The organism is Synechococcus sp. O70.1 (assembly GCF_047462215.1).
Taxonomy (GTDB): domain Bacteria; phylum Cyanobacteriota; class Cyanobacteriia; order Thermostichales; family Thermostichaceae; genus Thermostichus.
In genome coordinates this window covers 56,542-74,823 of record NZ_JANSIT010000011.1, presented here as the reverse complement: position 1 = coordinate 74,823, position 18,282 = coordinate 56,542, and the positions used below count along the sequence as shown (strand labels likewise).

Sequence of the window (18,282 nt, the reverse complement as noted above, 5' to 3'; positions counted from 1 at the left end):
AGCTGGAGAGGAGGGAAATGCCCATCTTGGAGAGGATCTTGAGCAACCCCGCCTCAATGGCTGCCCGGTACCGCAATTGGGCTTCAGCCACCGAAACCTGGGGCAGCTTGCCACTGGCCATCTGGGTCTGGGTCTTGGGCTTGTGCCACCACTGGCGCACCGCCTCGTAGGCCAGGTAGGGGCAGACGGCGCTGGCTCCATAGCCAATTAGGCAAGCAAAGTGGTGAGTGCTCCAGCACTGGGCCGTCTCCACCACCAGAGAAGCGCGTAGGCGCAGCCCCTCCTGGATGAGGTGATGGTGGACGGCTCCCACGGCTAGCAGAGGCGGGATCAAGGCCTGCTCAGCGCTGAGGCCCCGATCCGAGAGGATTAAGATCTCTGCTCCCTCCCGCACTGCTTGCGCTGCCTCTTGGCAAAGGGCCCGCACTTGGGCAGCCATTCCTGCTGGCCCGGCGGCGATTGGGTAGAGGGTCGGCAGCGTGCGACAAGGAAAGGGCGTGCGCTGCAGGGCGGCCAGCTCCGCCTCGTTGAGCACGGGGCTGCGTAGGTGCAGCAGGCGAGCATGCTCGGGCCGGATCTCCAGCAGGTTGCCTTTGGAGCCCAGGTACATGTCCAAAGACATCACCAAGCTTTCCCGCAGGGGATCGATGGGGGGGTTGGTCACCTGGGCAAAGCGCTGCTTGAAGTAGTCATAAAGGGGGTGGGGCTGGGTGGAGAGCACCGCCAGCGGCGCATCATCCCCCATGCTGAAAACCGGCTCTTTGCCTGTGGCCGCCATCTCCTCGATGATCATCTCCACGTCTTCCAAGGAGTAGCCGCAGGCCGTCTGCAGCTGGAGGAGTTGCTCCTCGGTAAGCTGCGGGGCGCTCTCAAAGTCTTGTCTAGCAAGCTGAACGCGGTAAGCCCTCAACCACTCCCCATAGGGGTGCTGAGCTGCCACCTGGGTCTTGATCTCCCAGTTTTTGTAGAGCTGGCCGCTTTGCAGATCCACCATGAGCATCTGCCCTGGCCCCAGCCGCCCCTTTTCTAGGATCTCGGCTTCCGGCAGGGGAACCACCCCCGCTTCCGAGGCGACCACCAGCAATCCATCGCGGCTGAGGGCGTAGCGGGCCGGGCGCAGGCCATTGCGATCCAGCGTGGCTCCAATAGTTTTGCCGTCGCAGAAGACCACCATGGCCGGCCCATCCCATGCTTCCTGCAGGCCGGCAAAAAACTCGTAGAAGTCGGCCACTTCGGGACGATTGGCTAACTCCGGCTGGTGGCGGTAGGCCTCCGGGATCAGCACCATCATTGCCTGCTGGCTGGAGTAGCCCGAGGCAATCAAGAGCTCGAAGACCGCGTCCAGGCCTGCTGAGTCGCTGGTGCCGGGGTCAATGACGGGTTTGAGCTCCTCAATGGCCTCGCCCCAAAAGGGATGGGCCAAAGAGGACTCGCGGGCAGCCATCCAGTTGACATTGCCCAGGTAGGTATTGATCTCGCCGTTGTGGCAGAGGTAGCGGAAGGGTTGGGCCAGGGACCACCGGGGCAGGGTGTTGGTGCTGAAGCGGCGGTGGTAGGTGGCGTAGGCAGTGGTGTAGAGGGGGTTTTGTAGATCGCGGTAAAACTGGCCCAGCGCGGCTGACTGCACCATGCCCTTGTAGACAATCAGCCGGCAGGAGAGGGAGGCAAAGTAGAGGGAATGAACGCCAAACCGGCTCTCCACCTGTTGCCGCAGGCGCCGCCGCAAGAGGTAAAGCTGCCGCTCCAGCTCGTCTCCCTCCAGCGTGGGGTGAGTAAGCAGCATCTGCCAGATGGAGGGCAGGGTCTGCCGTGCCATCGGCCCTAGGCAGTCTGGATTGACTGGCACCTGGCGCCAGATGGGCTGCCCCCACTCCGTGGTCACCAAGTAGTCGTCGATGAGCTGGCGCACTGCCTGGCAGTCAGCGGGATCCTGGGGCAAAAACAGCATGCCCACTGCACTGCGGCTGGGATCCCAAGCTCGAATGGCCTCAAGCTCTGCCTGCAGCAGCTTCCAGGGAATAGCTGTGGCAATACCGGCTCCATCCCCACTTTGGCTGTCCCCGCCGCAGCCGCCGCGGTGCTCCATGCAGGCAAGGGCAGCGAGGGTTTTTTGCAGCAGCTCGTGGCTGGCTCTTCCCTGGCGATCTACCAAAAACCCGACGCCACAGCTATCCCGCTCTTGGAAGTGCCAGCTTGCGTTTAGGATGGGAGCCGGATTCATAGGGTGAAGAAACAGTCTTGGAGCAGTCCACGCCTTTTGAGATATGGAAGACCAGCATATCGCAATCAATCCTACAGGAAAAGGGGGCAGACCCAAGGCAGGCTGGACTTTGCCGATGGGGAAAGAAAGGCCAAAAGGTTTGCTATGAACAAAACCAGGGCAAATGCCCCAGCTTGCCTTGGTTCGCCTGGTTGCCAAGTGGCAATTTTTTTACCTAAAGAAGTCGGGAAATACATTTCGCAGATTAGAGAGCTGCTCGTTAAAGCAGGTGAGGCGATCCCCACTAGCGCTCACCATCGTTAGGTCGGCCCGCCCGGTCGCGCCCTCGGATCCCAAGAGAGGAACGCTCATCCGGCTGGGATCCTCAGGATTCTGGGAGACGCGGATAACAGCTCGCTCTCGGTTGAACTGATAGGCCTCGGCCACGTAGCGGATGGGCTCACTCAAGCTGGGCTCCACTGGCAAGCCGGGGGCTGGCAAAAGATCCACTAGCTCGGTAAAGGTGCCGCTCCGCAAGCCCACCACGGCAGCAGCTCCCAACTGGTTGCAGACGGCAATGAGCACGGGTTCCTGGGCGCTGGCGCTGACGTTGGTCAAGGTGACAGTGACGTTGGCCCGGCTGGGTGCTGGGGGATAAGTAATCTCAAAGAGGCGGGCAGGGGCATTGCCCAGCTCGTCGCGGATGCGAAAGCGAAGCTGACCCCTGTAGGGCAGGATGGAAGAAAAGTAGAAGCCGAAGCGGTCACTGGGGCCACGTCCAGGGATGTTGGCCTGGCCAGGGACGTAAGCGAGGACGGCCCGGCTTTGCCAGTTGTTGGGGGGCGCGTAGGGCAGCAAGGGGCCGCTGTCGAGGCTAGGGGGATCCTGGGGAGGTGGATCCGGCTGGCCATCCCTGTTTAGATCCAGGCCATTGCCCAAAAAGGCCACTGAGCGCTGGAGCAGGATGGGACGGTTCTGGTTATCGACTAGAGGAGGTCGCCCTTCCGCCAGCCCTGCGTTCTCCACATAGACGTTAAAAGGGCGATTTAGGATCTGGTTGTCCCGCCGCCGCCGCACGTTGAACTGGAGGTAAGGCCCCACCGCACCTGCTGTTGGGGATCCCCCCGTAATTTCAAAGTCATCGGCCCGCAAAAAGACGTTTTCTAGCGGGCTAAGCGGAGTTGTTGCCTCCCCGCAGCTGACTAGGCCAAGGGCAAAGGCTACTAAAGCTACAAAGGCTGCACCGGATCCCCCCTTTCTGGGGAAAGCTCGGTCTTTCCAGGCCGGCAGGCAAGCTTTGGCTTCAGCACTCATCTCCACAACAGTTGGCAAGGGTTTGCCGCCCGCAACCTGCCCAATGGCCTGTACCACTATACCGCTCTGAAAGACTTATACAACCCCGGACAAAAGCGGACTTTTGATCCAGGTTGAGGCTTTCTTCCTGCTTCCACGACCCGTAGCTAGTGGTAGGCTTAACACCTACTACCCCGCCAGAGGGATCTCCGCAGGCGTGACTTCCCCGCGATCGCGATAGCGGGCCGTAGGCCTTGCTGCAGGTAGTTGCTCCTTGCTCTTGATCGAGCACACAGGCTAAAGACGGAGCCTACTTTAGCCTAGGCAAAGTGCCTGCCAGATAAAGATGCACCTGCAAGTCTACTAGCGCAGCTAATCCACGTCAAGGCAGAAAGTTCGTTACGCCACGCAGTGGCGCTCGCGTCAGCGGGACCGAGTCCTCATTGTCCAGCGAATCAAGGACTAGAGGAGAGCCCTAGGCTCGGTTTCTTATGCAGCTTGCTAGCCTAGAGGGAGCGAAAGGTGGATGCCCATGTCAAATACCCCTGCGGTCTTGGTTCAACACCTCCAGAAGCGCTACGGCTCCACGGTGGCTGTAGCGGATGTCTCCTTCCAAGTAGAGCCCGGCCAGATCTACGGCATTCTTGGCCCCAACGGCGCCGGCAAAACCACCACTCTGCACTGCCTGTGCACCCTGCTGCGCCCTGACGCGGGCCGGATCGAGGTGTGCGGGATCCCGGTCAACGAAAACCCCAGGGCGGTACGCGAAAAGCTGGGCTTTGTTGCCCAGGAGGTGGCTTTAGATAAGGTGCTGACGGGGCGAGAATTGCTGCAGTTGCAGGCCGACCTCTACCACCTGCCGCGGCCCTTGGCCCGAGAGCGAATTGCCACCGTCCTTGAATTGCTGGGGCTAGCCGACCGCGCTGACCAACGCATCGGCACCTACTCCAGCGGCCTGCGCAAACGCCTAGATCTGGCGGCAGGACTGCTCCACCAGCCCCAGGTGCTGGTTTTGGACGAGCCCACGGTGGGCCTGGATATTCCCAGCCGGCAGGCCATCTGGGACTTTCTGCGCCAGCTTAGAAACACCGGCGTCACGGTGGTACTCAGCAGCCACTACCTGGAAGAGATCGATCTATTGGCTGACCGGGTGGCCATCATCGACCGCGGCAAGCTGATCGCCGAAGGAACCCCAGAAGAGCTGAAAGCCCGTGTCGGCGGCGAGCGCATCACCGTCAAGCTGCAGGAGTTTGCCCCGCCAGAACTGGCCCAGCGGGGTGCCGAACTGCTGGCCTCTCTGCCCTTTGTCCAAAAGGTGGTGATCAACAGCGCCCAGGGCAATGCCCTCAACTTGGTGGTGCAGCGGAATGGGGAGGATCCCCTCAGCCAGATCCGCGCCCACCTTGAGGCCCACGGGCTGGAGGTCTTCAGCAGTACCCAATCTCGCCCCAGCCTGGACGACGTGTATTTGGCGGCAACCGGGCAAACCCTCCTGGATGCAGAGCTGGCAGCTGCCGAGTCCAACTTAGGCAAGAAAAAGTAGTTTTTCCCTGATTCCCAATCCTTACCAAGTTTGCAGGAGCCTTCGTATGACCTCTGCTGCTTCCCCAATTCAATCCAGCCCAATTCCCCTTTTGACAGCAGAATTTTGGCAGGAAACTTTTGCCCTCACCCGCCGCTTGTTTATCCAACTGCAGCGTCGCCCTGTAACCCTGCTGGTTGGAATCATCCAGCCGCTGCTCTGGTTGATTTTGTTCGGGGCCTTGTTTCAGAATGCCCCTACTGGCATCTTTGGGGTCGGGCAACACTACACCCAGTTTTTGGGAGCAGGCGTGATCGTGTTTACGGCCTTTGGCGGGGCTTTGAATGCGGGGGTGCCGGTGATGTTCGACCGGGAGTTCGGATTTTTAAACCGCTTACTAGTGGCCCCCCTCACCTCTCGCTTTTCCATCGTGCTGGCCTCCAGCCTGTTCATCGTCAGCGTGGCGCTGCTGCAGACGGCGGCAATTGTGGGGGCAGACTACGTCCTCGGCGGCGGGATCCCAGACGTGCGGGGCTTGGCGGTGGTGGCCTTGATCGTGGGCCTGTTGGTCTTGGGCTTTACCGCCTTGAGCTTGGGCCTAGCCTTTGCCATGCCGGGACACCAGCAGTTGCTGGCTTTTATCTTTCTGGTCAACTTGCCTTTGATCTTCTCCAGCACGGCTTTGGCTCCCCTCAGCTTCATGCCCACCTGGCTGCGCTGGGTGGCCAGCCTTAACCCGCTCACCTTTGCCATCGAGCCAATTCGCCACGTCTACCGCACCAGCACCTGGAGCTTTGCCGATGTGGTGCTACAGGCTCCCTGGGGCAATCTCACCCTAGCGGGATCCCTGGGGCTCTTGACGGGGTTTGTGGTGGTGTCAGTGCTGCTGGTGCAGGGGGTGCTGCGCAAGGGCTTGGCCTGAGGGGCTTTGGGACTGGCTCGGGGAAGCCGAGTTGGTCTTGTGCCTTTCAAAGTCAATGGCAAGAAGCAGACTTCTCCTTTTGTCCTGCTACCTGGCTCCTTTTCGGAGGACGTTGGAGATTTTGGCCATGGCAGTTCTTGAAGATTGGCAGCGCTCCAAGTTGGATCCCAGCGACGATGCCCTCTTCTACAGCTACCCCCGCTTCGTAACCCATGTAGATGCTGGCTTCATCGGCCAGCTCACGGATCTCTACCGCCATTACTTGCGGCCCCAAACTCACATTCTCGACCTAATGAGCAGTTGGGTTTCCCATCTGCCGCCGGAGATGGATTTTGCCCATGTGGAAGGGCATGGGATGAATGCCGAAGAACTGGCGGCTAACCCTCGGCTTAACCATTTCTTCGTCCAGAACCTCAACCAAAACCCACTCCTGCCTTTCCCGGACTGCACTTTTGATGCCGTGCTGAACGCGGTTTCGGTGCAATACCTGCAGCAGCCGGAGCAAGTGTTTGCCGAGGTGCATCGCATCCTTAAGCCCCAGGGCCTGTTTATTGTCAGCTTCTCCAATCGCATGTTTTTCCAGAAGGCAATCCAGGCCTGGCGGGACAGCTCGGAGACAGAGCGGGTGGAGCTGGTCAAGCGCTATTTCGAGGCGGTGCCGGGGTTTGAGATCGTCGAAGTCATCCAGCGGCCTGCTCCCCTGAGTTGGCTTGCCTTTCTGGCCGGAGGGGGCAGGGATCCTTTCTACGCCGTGGTTGGGCGGCGAGCTGCAGCTTAAGAGGCAGTAAGCGAAAGCTAGGGCAGCTCTACCGAGGTAGGCTTAGAAGCATAGGTCAGGCCCCAACCCAATTTCTCACGCATGACCCGGAAGAACTCCGGTCGGCGTAGGCGAATCAGGTCTGTGCAGTAGGGGGCGCGGACGACGCGAATTTGGTCTTCTGGCAGGATGTAGCAGCCGGCATTGCCGTCCGCTACCAAAACCAGCGGCTGAGGGCTAGCGGGGCTGATCCACACCTCTTCCGAATCGGGAAAGACCAGAGCCCGTGAGGCCATCGAGTGGGGGCAGATAGGGATCAACTGCAGCACCGGCAGGCTGGGAGTGATGACCGGTCCTCCTGCAGAAAGGGCATAGGCGGTGGAACCTGTGGGGGTGGCTAAAATGATGCCGTCGGCGGCCACATCCAGAGGGGAGTGCTCCCCAATGGTGACTTCAAAGTGGCACATGCTGGTCAAAGGCTCGCGGTGGAGCACCATCTCGTTGAGGCTAAGCACTTCCCAGCGCAATTCGTTGTCGCGGTAGGCCTGCACCAGCAACATGCTACGGCGATCCAGAATGTACTCGCCGGCAATGGCTGCCTTGGCCGCCTCTTCTAGGTGGGTTAGGTAGGTCTCCGTCAGAAAGCCCAAGTGGCCAGTGTTCACCGCCAGCAAGGGGATCCCTTTGGGAGCCAACTGCCGGGCTGCTGCCAAAACGGTGCCGTCTCCCCCCAGCACTACGGCAAACTTCATGTTCTCGTCAAAGCCGGCGGGGGCCAGGCTGTCCACCTTGGTCAAGCAGACGGGACTGTCAAGCTTGGCGTAGCCGAGGACGCCGCCCCAATTGGGGGCCACACAGACTTCCCACCCCTGCTCCTGAAACCAGCGGGAAAGGGTTTCGCTGCTGCGTTTAGCGGCAGGCTTGGCGTCGTTGTAGAGGATACCGACCTTGGGCTTGCTCATGGGAGGGGGAAGAGGTAGAGCGGTGCCAAAACTCTATCAGTTCTAGATAGCTGCCGCAAAAAATAGCTGGCCCCCTGGCCCCAGCTCGGGTCACCGCCAGGGATAAGCTGGAAGAGCTCCCCAGTGAGTCTCTGGACGGGCTGAGGGGAGTTGAAAATGTTGTTCGCTTTTTCCCATGCAAGCCTGTACCCTGGTTGCCCGCGCCAAGATCAATCTTTACCTAGAGATCCTCGGATCCCGCCCCGATGGCTATTCCGAGGTGGCCATGATCCTGCAGAGCATCGCTTTGGCGGATCGCGTGCGTCTCCAGCGCCGCCCCCACGGGATCCACCTAATCTGTAACCACCCGGAAGTGCCGGTAGATGCCCGCAACCTGGCCTACCGCGCGGCTGAGTTGCTGCAAAAGGAGTGCCAGACCAATCTGGGGGTGGAGATCCACATCGAGAAGCAGATCCCCGTGGCGGCGGGCTTGGCAGGCGGCTCGGCCAATGCAGCGGCAGTTCTGGTGGGGTTGAACCAGCTCTGGGGCTTGGGCCTGACGGTCAGAGAACTGCAGCACTTGGCGGCCCGCTTGGGATCCGACATTCCCTTTTGCGTGCAGGGGGGCACCCAGCTAGCCACAGGACGGGGAGAAGTTTTACAGCCGCTGGCCGACTGGGAAGGGATCCCCCTGCTGTTGGCCAAGCCCAAGCACCTTGGGATCTCCACTGCCTGGGCCTATCAAGCCTTTCGCGCTCACCGTGCCGCTTCCTTGCCTTCTGCGGGATCCTCTCTGTCGACCTTGCCCCAAGTCCTCGCTGCTCTGGAGCGTCGGGATCTGCTGGCCTTGGCCCGCAGTTTGCGCAACGACCTGGAGCAGCCAGTTTTGGCCGAGTACGCTATCGTGGGAAAATTGCGCCAGGCCCTGCTGGAGGTAGGGGCGTTGGGATCCCTGATGTCGGGCTCGGGGCCGACAGTGTTTGGGCTTATGGCTAGCCTGGAGGGGGCTGCTCAAGCCTGCGAGAGCCTGCGCCGCCGCTTTCCGGAGGTGGACTTCTGGGTAACCCAGTTTGCTCCCACCGGCATTCTGCTGGAGCCGGATCCCCACCCTCTCGATCCCCCTAGAATTGCTAGCTAGCCTAGCCAGGAAACAGGCCCTGATAACCGGTGGAACATTAAAGCTCTGTAGTTCAGACTAAAAATTAGCTTGGCTGCGGGCCCAAGAAGAAGATGAGCGAGAGGACGTTGTTTGACAAAGTCTGGGACGCCCATACGGTGCGGATCTTGCCCTCAGGGCAGACGCAGTTGTTCATTGGGCTACACCTCATCCACGAGGTCACCAGTCCCCAGGCTTTTGCCATGCTGCGGGAGCGCAATCTGCCAGTTCTTTTTCCAGAGCGGACGGTGGCGACGGTAGATCACATTATCCCTACAGACAACCGGACGCGACCTTTTGCGGATCCCTTGGCGGAGGAGATGATCCAGGAGCTAGAGCGCAACTGTCGCCAATACGGCATCCGCTTCTACAACAGCGGCTCCGGCCGGCAGGGGATCGTGCATGTGATTGCGCCGGAGCTGGGGCTGACGCAGCCGGGGATGACCATTGCCTGCGGAGATAGCCACACTTCTACCCACGGCGCCTTTGGAGCCATTGCCTTTGGCATCGGCACCAGCCAGGTGCGGGACGTGCTGGCCACCCAAACTCTGGCCTTGTCCAAGCTCAAGGTGCGCCGCATCGAGGTGGAGGGCACGTTGGGGCCGGGGGTTTACGCCAAGGATGTGATCCTGCACATCATCCGCAAGCTGGGGGTCAAAGGCGGGGTGGGCTACGCCTACGAGTACGGCGGCAGCACTGTCGAGGCGATGAGCATGGAAGAACGCATGACCCTCTGCAACATGTCCATCGAAGGAGGAGCCCGCTGCGGCTATGTCAATCCCGACGCCGTGACCTTTGAGTATTTGCGGGGGCGGGAGTTTGCCCCTCAAGGATCCGATTGGGAAGAGGCTGTGGCCTGGTGGCGAAGCCTAGCCAGTGACCCCGACGCTGTCTATGACGACGTGGTGGTGTTTCAGGCCTCCGAGATCGCTCCCACGGTTACCTGGGGGATTACCCCCGGCCAAAACATTGGGGTGGACGAGCGGATCCCGGCTCCCGAGGAGCTGCCAGAAAGTGAGCGGGAGCTGGCTAGGGAAGCCTACGCCTACATGGGCTTGCGGCCAGGGGATCCCATTGTAGGCACGCCGGTAGATGTCTGCTTTATTGGCAGCTGCACCAATGGTCGCTTGAGCGATTTGCGGGAGGCAGCCAAGGTTGCCAAAGGCCGGCGGGTAGCGCCTGGAGTGAAAGCGTTTGTGGTGCCTGGCTCCGAGCGGGTCAAGCAGGAGGCCGAACAGGAAGGCTTGCGGGAAATCTTTGAGGCGGCGGGGTTTGAGTGGCGGGATCCTGGCTGCTCCATGTGCTTGGCTATGAACCCAGACCGCTTGGTAGGGCGGCAGATTAGCGCCTCTTCCTCCAACCGCAACTTTAAGGGCCGCCAGGGATCCCCCACAGGGCGCACTCTGCTCATGAGCCCGGCCATGGTGGCGGCAGCAGCAGTGAGCGGCAAAGTGGTGGACGTGCGGACGCTGCTTTAGTCGGAGCTAGAGGAGGCCAGAAGGGGGTAGAAGTGACCCACCGGCCCCTGACCGGCCCCAATGGCCAAAGGATGCCGCAGGGCTTCGGTAACATAGGCCTTGGCCAGCAGCGTTGCCGTCAGGGGATCCTTCCCCCAAGCCAGTTGCGCCGCAATGGCTGCCGAGAGGGTGCAGCCGGTGCCGTGGGTGTGGCGGGTGGGGATCCGCTTGCTTTTGAGCACCTCGAGCCGCTCGCCGTCAAACCACACGTCCACCCCCTGCAGTTCTCCCGGCATGCCTCCCCCCTTGACCAGTACAGCCTTACAGCCTAGGGCGTGGATGCGGCGGGCCGCCGTCTCCATATCCGCCAGCGACTGCAGTTCCATCCCCGCCAAAATCTGGGCTTCGTAGCGGTTGGGGGTAACAACCTGAGCCAGGGGAATTAGCCGCTCGCGGATGGCCTGGATGGCGTCCTCCGCCAGCAGCTTGGCCCCCGTGCGGGAGACCATTACCGGATCTACCACCAGTGGCTGCAGCGCCCAGCGCTCCACTTGGCGGGCCACCTCGCGCACGATCTCGGCATTGAGCAACATGCCGGTTTTGATCCCTTGCACCCCAATGTCCTGCACCACCGCTTCAATTTGAGCAGCCACTGCCTCTGGCGGCAGCGCATCCACGCGGTTGACCCCCAGGGTATTCTGGGCAGTTACGCAGGTGAGGGCGGAAGTGCCATGAACCCGCTGGAAGGCAAAAGTGCGCAGATCCGCTTGAATGCCGGCTCCGCCGCCGCTATCGGATCCGGCAATGGTGAGGGCGACAGGGGGGCGCTGCTCGGCCAAAGTTGGAGCTGGTGAAGCTGGTTCAGATACAGACATTGGCTAAACGAGAAAAGCTAACGAGGGCACTGCTGGTAGCTATCAGCTTGTTGGCTCCCAACCCCCTAGAGGGGGCTAGAAGCTGGCTAAGCGTGAATCTAGTAGCCATTGTCGGTAGTAGCCACCACCTCTACCCAAACCCTATCCCCCTCCACCGCCGTCAGACTCCAGCGCAGGAGGCGGGCCGTTTGCCCCAGCTCTCGGGCGACTTGGTGGAGAAGGGATCCCTCCAGTTGAGAAGCAGAAAGTGGAAAACTCAGGGGCAAAGCTAGACGCAGAAAATGTAGCTCCACAGGTTCCTCACGCTGAACTCGCGCCAAGCAAGGAGGACAGGGCTAGCGGCCAAACTGCAAACGATAGACTTCTTCCTCCTGATCTGTTTCCACCTCGAGATCAGAGGTAGGATAGGCTACGCACAGCAGGACAAACCCCTGAGCCTTGAGCTCGGGCCCGATCATGGCGTTAGGCTGGGCCACGGATCCCGACTTCAGTCGCCCTGCACAGGTGGTGCAGACACCTGCTTGGCAGGAAGAGGGCAGCTCTAAGCCGTGTTCAAGAGCCGCCTGTAAAACCGTCTGCTCCGCCGCCGCAGGAAAGCGGTAGGTTTGGCCCCGGTGATGGACAGTTATCTGGTAAACCATGACGGCCCTCAAGAACCCGCCTGCGAAGAGGTGCGAGCCACGGTTAGCGCCTGCGGCTGGCGCATTTTCTTTACCTGAACCTCAATCTTCTGAACCCCTTCCGCCTTCAGGTCGGCGATGTAGTTGCCTTTGTGCGCTTCTGCTTCCTCCAGGCTAGTAAAGGGGCCGTAGTAGTAGGTGCAGTCGTCGGTGGCAATCTCAATCCAAACCGCTAAGCCGCGCAGCCTATCCAAGAGGCTGATCAACCTCTTCAGAAGACTAGTCAAAGGGTTGCTCACAGGATCGATCCCCCGCTAAGAAGTGCCAGCAAACATTCGGAACTGCCTGCAGTCACTTAGATTCTACTGCGTTTGTTGAGAATTTGTTGAGAAATGTTTCAGTGCGCTTGAGCTGGTGAGGGGAGCGCTGCCGGTGGATCTCGTAGAGGACAATGCCCGCTGCTACCGAAGCATTCAAGCTTTCCGTGCGGCCCGATAAGGGAATCGACAGCAGTTGGTCGCAGTGGCGCTGGGTAAGCAGGCTAATGCCTTCCCCTTCCGATCCAATCACCAAGGCGACGGGTCGGCGAAAGTCGGCGCTATAGACGGGGGCAGCTCCCTGGCTGGTGGTGCCATAGATCCAAAACCCTTGCTCTTTAAGGTACTCTAGAGCGCGATTTAAGTTCACCACCCGCGCCACGGGCAGGGTGGAGAGGGCGCCAGCTGCCACCTTCATCACTGTCGCGGTCACCCCTGCCGCCCGCCGCTGCGGGATCACCATCCCCTGCATGCCAAACGCCTCTACGCTACGGGCAATAGCCCCTAGGTTGTGGGGATCCTGAATCCCGTCTAGCACCACCAGCACCGGCTGGGGGCTAGCCTGGCGGCTGCGTTCCACCAGCTCTTCTAGATCCACGTATCGATAAGGGGTAGCCTGGGCGGCGATCCCCTGATGGTTAGCTCCACCCGTAAGGAGGTTTAGTCGCTGGGGAGAGACCTCATCAATAACCGTGCCGCGCGCTTTGGCCTCCTCCAAGAGCGACAAAAACTGGGGGCTATACCGTAGCCTCGGCACCACCCAAACCCGGTTGAGGGTAGCACCGCTCCGCAGGGCCGCCAGTAAAGTCTGGCGACCGTAGATAATCTCTTGTTCCTCTTCGGGCTTGGAATCCGTGGGTCGCCGCAACTTGCGTGGGCGAGAAGGCTTAGGCATGAGAGGAAGACCTAAATCATCTCAGCCAAAACATCGGTGAGGGCAAGAATGGAGCGCAAGCGGTCGGGATTGGTGAGGTAGAGGTAGCCCAGGATGGTTTCCAGGCCACTGGCATTTTGATAGTCGGCTAGGGGCAGATGCCGAGGTGGGCGACCGCAACCATTGCGGCCCCAGCAGACAATAGCCTGCTCTTCAGGGCTGAGATATGGTAGCAGCGCTAACAGCAGCTTGGCCTGAGCCGAGCCGCACACTCGCCTTACCACCCGCTGATGGTAGCGCTCTAAGCGATCTGGGGGAAACAACTGTTGCCGCCGCACGTGGAGTTCGTAAATGGCATCCCCCAAGTAAGCTAAGGCAGCCGGCGACAGGCGACGGATCTCGGTCGACGGCAATCTTTCGGAACTGGGATCAAGTCCAAGGAGTGGATCGCTCACGGCTGCTGACATGGAAACTGCTCCCGACTGTTTAGCGAAAGGGGGGCTTCACTCTAGTCCTCGTTGGCGACAGCGGTACGGAGCACCTTATTCGCTACTTTGTGGCATAATCGGCAACCTTGCCAACGAACCTTCTGACTTAACGTGGACTAGCTAGGCTAGTAGGTTGGCAGGTACATCTCTTCTGGTAGGCATTTTGCCTAGGCTCAAGTTAGCTCCGTCTGTAGCTTGTGCGCCCTCTAAGGGCAGGGAGCAGCTACCGTCAGCTTTTTCTTTCAGAGCGGAAACAGGAGATCGCCATTGAGCAACAGCAGGTAGGCAACGATGGCTCCTCCCATTCCCCCTATTAAAAAGCCGGCAGCCAATTCGCTCCAGGCCTGGGATCCCTGGACTGGCCCGCCATGGCGCGGCAAGGAGACGGTGCCGTAGAGAGAGAGGGCCGCCGTCAGGATCAAAATGAGACCACAAGCTCCCAGGAAGCCACTCAGCAGGCCAATAGGCTCGTTGCGCAAAGGCCCGAGTTTGGCAAAGGGCCCCACCAGCCAATAGCCGTGGGCCATGCCAATTTCCAGACCCCGCCAGATAGGACTGGCTCCCGGTCGGTTGATCGGCAGCCAACTTAGGAAGAGACGAACGGCAGGCGCGTGGTTAATCGGTGTCTGGAGGTTGCCAATTTGCGGATCCCCTTCTGGGGCCGTGATGTATTCCTTGCCAGAGGGAGCAGTGTCGACAGGGGACTCAGGCATGAGGCAATCTTGTGTCCAGGCTAAGAGAAGCAGGGATCCCCGAGGCTCTGTGGAGATCCCTACCCCTTTATTTAGAACGTCAAAATGTCAGGGAAGAAGCGATTGATCTCAATAAACAGGGCAAGGAAGAAGCTGGAAAACAAAATGAGGGCTACTGGAGCGGTGGTGAGAAATTTGGTGAAGTCAGCCATATCGACCTCTCACAGGGAATGGGTTGACTCAGTTCCTTCCTCAGCGAGGAGAGACGGGAACAGCCTCCTCTGGGGCTTGAATTTCACCGCTGGCAATTTCCTTGAAAGCAGCGGCAGGCCAGGCCAAAGCCGTGAGGAAACAGCGTAGCGCCAAGGGGACGTCGATGATACTTTCTTTCATCTCCGGCTCCTCGCTATCGCGAACGGCAATTAGGTAGGAGCGGCCTGCCCAGCCCAACCAGCCGGCAAGGTAGAGGAAAAGTAAGCCAGGGATGAGAAACTCACCTGCATGGCTCCAGCGGCCATCGGTAACCAGGTGAGGCAAGCCTTCTTCGCCACAGAGCAGCTTGCTGTAGCGCTCAAAACGCTTTTCGGTTTGGACCAACTTTTGCTGGTAAAGGGGAGCCAACTCAGGGCTAGCGTTGCGGATTTTCTCTTCGAGGCTGCTCAGGCGCTGATCTCGTAGAGCCTGGAAAGCAGGAACTTCGCTACAAGGCTTCAAGCCAATCAAAGGCTCTGCCTGCACTGCCTGGGTAAAGCCAAGCACTAGGCAAAGGGCCAAAAGGAGACTCAAAAGGGTTCGCATGGCAGGATGTGTCCTTGAGCTAGGGACTCAATGGGGAGGAATGCTCAGTGAAGAAACGAGCACCAAACGGTTAGTATCATACTCCTGAGCGCCTTATCCGGAGGGATCTCGGGTTTTAGCTCACACAATTCTTAAGGATCCTGAGGCATTCCCACCCCTTTTTCCCATGGCCTGTGTCCTTGCCATTGAAACCAGTTGCGACGAAACGGCTGTGGCGGTGGTGGAGGCGGAGCCAACCTGGCCAACCTTTGCCCCGCGGCAGCTCAGCTCGGTGGTGGCTAGCCAGATCGACCTCCATGCAGCCTACGGAGGTGTGGTGCCGGAGGTGGCCTCCCGCCGCCATGTGGAAACTCTGCCATTTGTACTGGAGTCAGCGCTGCAGCAGGCCGGGCTAGGCGTAGCCGAGGTGGATGCCATTGCCGTAACTTGTGCGCCGGGCCTGGTGGGATCCCTGCTGGTGGGGCTGATGGCGGCCAAGACCTTGGCGCTGCTCTACGATAAGCCCTTGATTGGGGTACATCACCTGGAGGGCCATCTCTTCAGCGGCTTTTTGGCCACAGCCGACTTGCAACCTCCCTGCCTGTGCCTTTTGGTTTCGGGAGGCCACACCAGCTTGATCTGGATGAAGGATTACGGAGAGTACCAGACGATGGGCCGCACCCGCGACGATGCTGCCGGCGAAGCCTTTGATAAGGTGGCGCGGCTGTTGGGGCTGGGCTACCCGGGGGGGCCCCAGATCGACCGCTGGGCGCAACAAGGGGATCCCCATCGCTTTCCCCTGCCGGAAGGCAAGCTGGACCACCCCTACGACACCAGCTTCAGTGGCCTGAAGACGGCTGTGCTGCGCCTCGTCCAGCACTTGCAGCAGGAAGGCCAGGAGCTGCCCATTGCCGACATTGCCGCCAGCTTTCAGGCCTGCCTAACGCGCGTCCTCACGGAAAAAGCAGTGGCCTGCGCCGAAGCTCTTGGCCTCTCAACCCTGCTGCTGACTGGCGGGGTGGCTGCCAACCGGGAGCTGCGCGCTCGCCTTCTGGAAGCGGGCCAGCAAAAGGGCCTGCGGGTGGTGATCCCGCCTGTTGCCCTCTGTACCGACAACGCCACCATGATTGGGGCAGCCGGCCTCTGTCACTGGCTGCGCGGGGAGGTCTCCCCCTTGGATTTGGGCGTGGCTTCGCGCATGGCGCTGGAGGAGATCCCTGCTCTCTACACGGCTGGGCGCAAAGATTACCGCGAGCTGCCAACAGGTTCTGCCGTCGCTCTCTGACGCTGTCTCACCTCGAGGTAGATGAGCAAGGCGTTGATGTCGGCAGGGTTGACGCCGCCAATGCGAGCGGCCTGGCCTACGGTCAGAGGCCGGACTGCTGCCAGTTTCTCCCGCGACTCTTTGGAGAGGGTGGGAATGGAGTGGTAGTCCAGATCGGGAGGCAGAGGGCGGTGGTACTGCTTGCTCACCTGCTCGATCTGGGCTTGTTGCCGCTGGATGTAGCCGCTGTATTTGACGGCAATTTCCGCTGCCTCCTGCTCAAAGGGATCCAGCTCCTCATTTCCCAACCCCAGCTCCAGCAGGTTGGCGTAGTGGATCTGGTTGCGGCGCAGGAGCTCAGCTAAGGTGGCGGATCCTTTAATCCCCTGGCCAGTCAGTTGGCTGAGGTGAATCCCGGCGGGGTCGTGGGCCTTAACCCGCTGGGTTTCCAGGCGCTCAATCTCGGCGGCAATACGAGCCTGCTTGGCCTGGAAGAGAGCCCAGCGGCGGTCGTCGATGAGGCCCAACTCTCGCCCTAAAGGAGTGAGGCGCTGGTCAGCGTTGTCGGCGCGCAGGATAAGGCGGTATTCGGAGCGGCTGGTGAGCATGCGGTAGGGCTCCCGCAGCTCTTTGGTGCAGAGGTCGTCGATAAGGGTGCCGATGTAGCTGGACTCGCGCGGCAGTGTGACTAAGGGTTTGCCTTGCACCAACCGGGCGGCGTTGATCCCGGCAATGAGCCCCTGGGCTGCTGCTTCTTCGTAGCCGGTGGTGCCGTTGATCTGGCCGGCACAGAAGAGCCCCTGCACCTTCTTGGTCATCAGGGTGGGATAGAGCTGGGTGGCCGGCAGATAGTCGTATTCCACCGCGTAGGCAGGCCGCAGCATCACGCACCGCTCTAGGCCGGGCAAGGAGCGCAACATTTGGATCTGGATCTTCTCGGGCATCCCCGTCGAGAACCCTTGGATGTAGAGCTCCGGCAGATCCCGCCCCTCGGGTTCGATAAAGACAGGGTGTCTCTCCTTGTCGGCAAAGCGCACGATCTTGTCTTCAATGCTGGGGCAGTAGCGTGGCCCTTTGGCCTCCACCCAACCGCCGTAGACAGGAGTCTCGTGGAGGTTTTCCCGGATGATGCGGTGCGTCTCCGGCGTGGTGTAGGTGAGGTAGCAGTCCATCTGCTCCCGCGGCACCCACACCTCCGGGTCAAAGCTAAACCAGCGTAGGTCTGGATCCCCTGGCTGCCGCTCCATCACGGAGAAATCAACGCTGCGGCGATCCACGCGGGCAGGGGTGCCCGTCTTCAGCCGGCCTGTCTCAAAGCCCAGTTGGCGCAGGGTGTCAGTCAGGCCTTCGACGGCAAATTCCCCCGCACGTCCAGCAGGTTGCCAGTGGCGGCCAATCCAGATGCGCCCTCCCAGAAAGGTGCCCGTGGTCAGGATCACCGCCCGACAGCCGAAGACGCTGCCGAAATGGGTAACCACGCCCACCACTTCCTCGTTGCGCCCCAGCACCAGGTCGGTGACGGTGCCCTCTCGAAGAGTCAGGTTGGGCTGGTTTTCTACCACCGAGCGCATCACCCGCGCGTACTCCCGCTTGTCGGTTTGCGCCCGCAAGGCCCATACTGCTGGGCCCCGCGAGCGATTGAGCACCCGCTTTTGCAAATAGGTGCGGTCGGTAACTTTGCCCATCTCACCGCCGAGGGCGTCAATCTCATGCACCAGTTGCGACTTGGCCGGGCCACCCACGGCGGGGTTACAAGGCTGCCAGGCAATCTTGTCTAGGTTCAACGTCAGCATCAAGGTCCTGCAGCCCAGTCGCGCTGACGCCAGGGCCGCTTCACAGCCGGCGTGCCCCCCACCCACGACGATCACGTCGTAGTGGTCAAGAAAGTCCACGTTGTCCCGTCCGACTTTGAGCATACGCTGGCTTCTGCTGGTGAGTACCGGGATCCCAAAGGGCATCAGATTGTTTCAGCTTGTTTTTCCAGTTTAGCGAGAGGGGCAACGCCTGAGATTGTGGGGGCCCTTGACCCCAGCAGCGCCAGCCAGTCCCTTGCTCGTCACTTGACACTCCAGGGTAGGAACCTTCCTGCCTCTTGGCCAGAGCCAAATCCAGACTATTTTAGTCGGG

The 18,282-nt window shown here is 60.4% G+C and carries 19 protein-coding genes; 6 read left to right on the top strand and 13 right to left on the bottom strand.

Features of this window, described 5'->3' with window-relative positions:
- Both NW833_RS08050 and NW833_RS08045 read right to left on the bottom strand, forming a co-directional pair.
- The coding region (locus NW833_RS08050; RefSeq protein ID WP_414412118.1) for a glutamate synthase central domain-containing protein at window positions 1–2,221 on the bottom strand (2,221 nt) is incomplete at its 3' end.
- A gap of 210 nt (window positions 2,222–2,431) precedes the next feature.
- Window positions 2,432–3,532 carry a hypothetical protein gene (locus NW833_RS08045; RefSeq protein ID WP_414412117.1) on the bottom strand — a complete coding sequence of 367 codons (1,101 nt, stop codon included), beginning with the start codon at window positions 3,530–3,532 and terminating at the stop codon, window positions 2,432–2,434.
- A gap of 487 nt (window positions 3,533–4,019) precedes the next feature.
- On the opposite strand from NW833_RS08045, the gene NW833_RS08040 reads away from it, so the two are divergent.
- From NW833_RS08040 to NW833_RS08030, 3 genes are all read left to right on the top strand, one after another.
- The gene (locus tag NW833_RS08040) at window positions 4,020–5,036 is read left to right on the top strand and encodes an ATP-binding cassette domain-containing protein (RefSeq protein ID WP_414412116.1); all 1,017 of its coding nucleotides are present in this window, start codon (window positions 4,020–4,022) and stop codon (window positions 5,034–5,036) included.
- Window positions 5,037–5,082: 46 nt separating this feature from the next.
- Window positions 5,083–5,937: an ABC transporter permease gene (locus tag NW833_RS08035; RefSeq protein WP_414412115.1), complete on the top strand. Its 855-nt coding sequence runs from the start codon at window positions 5,083–5,085 to the stop codon at window positions 5,935–5,937.
- A 127-nt stretch (window positions 5,938–6,064) separates the two neighbouring features.
- On the top strand, window positions 6,065–6,715 hold the full coding sequence (locus NW833_RS08030) for a class I SAM-dependent methyltransferase (protein ID WP_414412114.1): 651 nt from the start codon (window positions 6,065–6,067) through the stop codon (window positions 6,713–6,715).
- A 17-nt stretch (window positions 6,716–6,732) separates the two neighbouring features.
- Here NW833_RS08030 and NW833_RS08025 read toward each other — a convergent pair whose 3' ends face one another.
- Window positions 6,733–7,656: an NAD(+) kinase gene (locus NW833_RS08025; RefSeq protein ID WP_414394708.1), complete on the bottom strand. Its 924-nt coding sequence runs from the start codon at window positions 7,654–7,656 to the stop codon at window positions 6,733–6,735.
- 175 nt (window positions 7,657–7,831) lie between these two features.
- On the opposite strand from NW833_RS08025, the gene ispE reads away from it, so the two are divergent.
- Both ispE and leuC read left to right on the top strand, forming a co-directional pair.
- A complete protein-coding gene (ispE, locus tag NW833_RS08020) occupies window positions 7,832–8,773 on the top strand; it encodes a 4-(cytidine 5'-diphospho)-2-C-methyl-D-erythritol kinase (RefSeq protein WP_414412113.1) in 942 nt (313 codons plus the stop codon).
- A gap of 92 nt (window positions 8,774–8,865) precedes the next feature.
- Window positions 8,866–10,269 (top strand): 3-isopropylmalate dehydratase large subunit, encoded by a 1,404-nt coding sequence (leuC, locus tag NW833_RS08015; RefSeq protein ID WP_414412112.1) that lies wholly within the window; start codon window positions 8,866–8,868, stop codon window positions 10,267–10,269.
- Here leuC and thiD read toward each other — a convergent pair.
- The 9 genes from thiD to NW833_RS07970 all read right to left on the bottom strand — a co-directional run bounded on the left by thiD (window position 10,266) and on the right by NW833_RS07970 (window position 14,912).
- Window positions 10,266–11,123, bottom strand: coding sequence for a bifunctional hydroxymethylpyrimidine kinase/phosphomethylpyrimidine kinase (gene thiD / locus NW833_RS08010; protein ID WP_414412111.1), 858 nt, complete (start codon window positions 11,121–11,123; stop codon window positions 10,266–10,268). The genes leuC and thiD overlap by 4 nt on opposite strands.
- 98 nt (window positions 11,124–11,221) lie before the next feature.
- Complete coding sequence (locus NW833_RS08005) at window positions 11,222–11,416, bottom strand: hypothetical protein (protein WP_414412110.1); 195 nt, start codon at window positions 11,414–11,416, stop codon at window positions 11,222–11,224.
- 42 nt (window positions 11,417–11,458) lie between these two features.
- A complete protein-coding gene (locus NW833_RS08000) occupies window positions 11,459–11,764 on the bottom strand; it encodes a 2Fe-2S iron-sulfur cluster-binding protein (RefSeq protein WP_414409966.1) in 306 nt (101 codons plus the stop codon).
- 8 nt (window positions 11,765–11,772) lie between these two features.
- A complete protein-coding gene (locus tag NW833_RS07995) occupies window positions 11,773–12,030 on the bottom strand; it encodes a DUF1816 domain-containing protein (RefSeq protein WP_414412109.1) in 258 nt (85 codons plus the stop codon).
- A 64-nt stretch (window positions 12,031–12,094) separates the two neighbouring features.
- A complete protein-coding gene (gene rlmB, locus NW833_RS07990; protein ID WP_414412108.1) occupies window positions 12,095–12,955 on the bottom strand; it encodes a 23S rRNA (guanosine(2251)-2'-O)-methyltransferase RlmB in 861 nt (286 codons plus the stop codon).
- Between the two features lie 11 nt (window positions 12,956–12,966).
- Window positions 12,967–13,347 (bottom strand): ribonuclease III domain-containing protein, encoded by a 381-nt coding sequence (locus NW833_RS07985; RefSeq protein WP_414394695.1) that lies wholly within the window; start codon window positions 13,345–13,347, stop codon window positions 12,967–12,969.
- A 317-nt stretch (window positions 13,348–13,664) separates the two neighbouring features.
- Entirely contained in the window at window positions 13,665–14,135 is a 471-nt protein-coding gene (locus tag NW833_RS07980; protein WP_414394693.1) for a photosystem I reaction center subunit XI, read from the bottom strand.
- 71 nt (window positions 14,136–14,206) lie between these two features.
- Window positions 14,207–14,326, bottom strand: coding sequence for a Photosystem I reaction center subunit IX (locus NW833_RS07975; protein WP_099812540.1), 120 nt, complete (start codon window positions 14,324–14,326; stop codon window positions 14,207–14,209).
- Window positions 14,327–14,366: 40 nt separating this feature from the next.
- Window positions 14,367–14,912: a Photosystem I reaction center subunit III gene (locus tag NW833_RS07970; RefSeq protein WP_414409870.1), complete on the bottom strand. Its 546-nt coding sequence runs from the start codon at window positions 14,910–14,912 to the stop codon at window positions 14,367–14,369.
- A gap of 166 nt (window positions 14,913–15,078) precedes the next feature.
- On the opposite strand from NW833_RS07970, the gene tsaD reads away from it, so the two are divergent.
- Window positions 15,079–16,176, top strand: a complete 1,098-nt coding sequence (tsaD, locus tag NW833_RS07965; RefSeq protein ID WP_414412107.1) for a tRNA (adenosine(37)-N6)-threonylcarbamoyltransferase complex transferase subunit TsaD — start codon at window positions 15,079–15,081, stop codon at window positions 16,174–16,176.
- Here the strand turns inward: tsaD and mnmG are convergent.
- The gene (gene mnmG, locus NW833_RS07960; protein WP_414412106.1) at window positions 16,137–18,071 is read right to left on the bottom strand and encodes a tRNA uridine-5-carboxymethylaminomethyl(34) synthesis enzyme MnmG; all 1,935 of its coding nucleotides are present in this window, start codon (window positions 18,069–18,071) and stop codon (window positions 16,137–16,139) included. The genes tsaD and mnmG overlap by 40 nt on opposite strands.
- Between the last annotated feature and the right edge of the window lie 211 nt (window positions 18,072–18,282).

Coding starts and splice junctions, on each gene's coding strand:
- NW833_RS08040 (WP_414412116.1), top strand. CDS start 4,020: ATGCCCATGTCAAATACCCCTGCGGTCTTGGTTCAACACCTCCAGAAG.
- NW833_RS08035 (WP_414412115.1), top strand. CDS start 5,083: ATGACCTCTGCTGCTTCCCCAATTCAATCCAGCCCAATTCCCCTTTTG.
- NW833_RS08030 (WP_414412114.1), top strand. CDS start 6,065: ATGGCAGTTCTTGAAGATTGGCAGCGCTCCAAGTTGGATCCCAGCGAC.
- NW833_RS08025 (WP_414394708.1), bottom strand. CDS start 7,656: ATGAGCAAGCCCAAGGTCGGTATCCTCTACAACGACGCCAAGCCTGCC.
- ispE (WP_414412113.1), top strand. CDS start 7,832: ATGCAAGCCTGTACCCTGGTTGCCCGCGCCAAGATCAATCTTTACCTA.
- leuC (WP_414412112.1), top strand. CDS start 8,866: ATGAGCGAGAGGACGTTGTTTGACAAAGTCTGGGACGCCCATACGGTG.
- thiD (WP_414412111.1), bottom strand. CDS start 11,123: ATGTCTGTATCTGAACCAGCTTCACCAGCTCCAACTTTGGCCGAGCAG.
- NW833_RS08000 (WP_414409966.1), bottom strand. CDS start 11,764: ATGGTTTACCAGATAACTGTCCATCACCGGGGCCAAACCTACCGCTTT.
- rlmB (WP_414412108.1), bottom strand. CDS start 12,955: ATGCCTAAGCCTTCTCGCCCACGCAAGTTGCGGCGACCCACGGATTCC.
- NW833_RS07980 (WP_414394693.1), bottom strand. CDS start 14,135: ATGCCTGAGTCCCCTGTCGACACTGCTCCCTCTGGCAAGGAATACATC.
- NW833_RS07975 (WP_099812540.1), bottom strand. CDS start 14,326: ATGGCTGACTTCACCAAATTTCTCACCACCGCTCCAGTAGCCCTCATT.
- NW833_RS07970 (WP_414409870.1), bottom strand. CDS start 14,912: ATGCGAACCCTTTTGAGTCTCCTTTTGGCCCTTTGCCTAGTGCTTGGC.
- tsaD (WP_414412107.1), top strand. CDS start 15,079: ATGGCCTGTGTCCTTGCCATTGAAACCAGTTGCGACGAAACGGCTGTG.
- mnmG (WP_414412106.1), bottom strand. CDS start 18,071: ATGCTCAAAGTCGGACGGGACAACGTGGACTTTCTTGACCACTACGAC.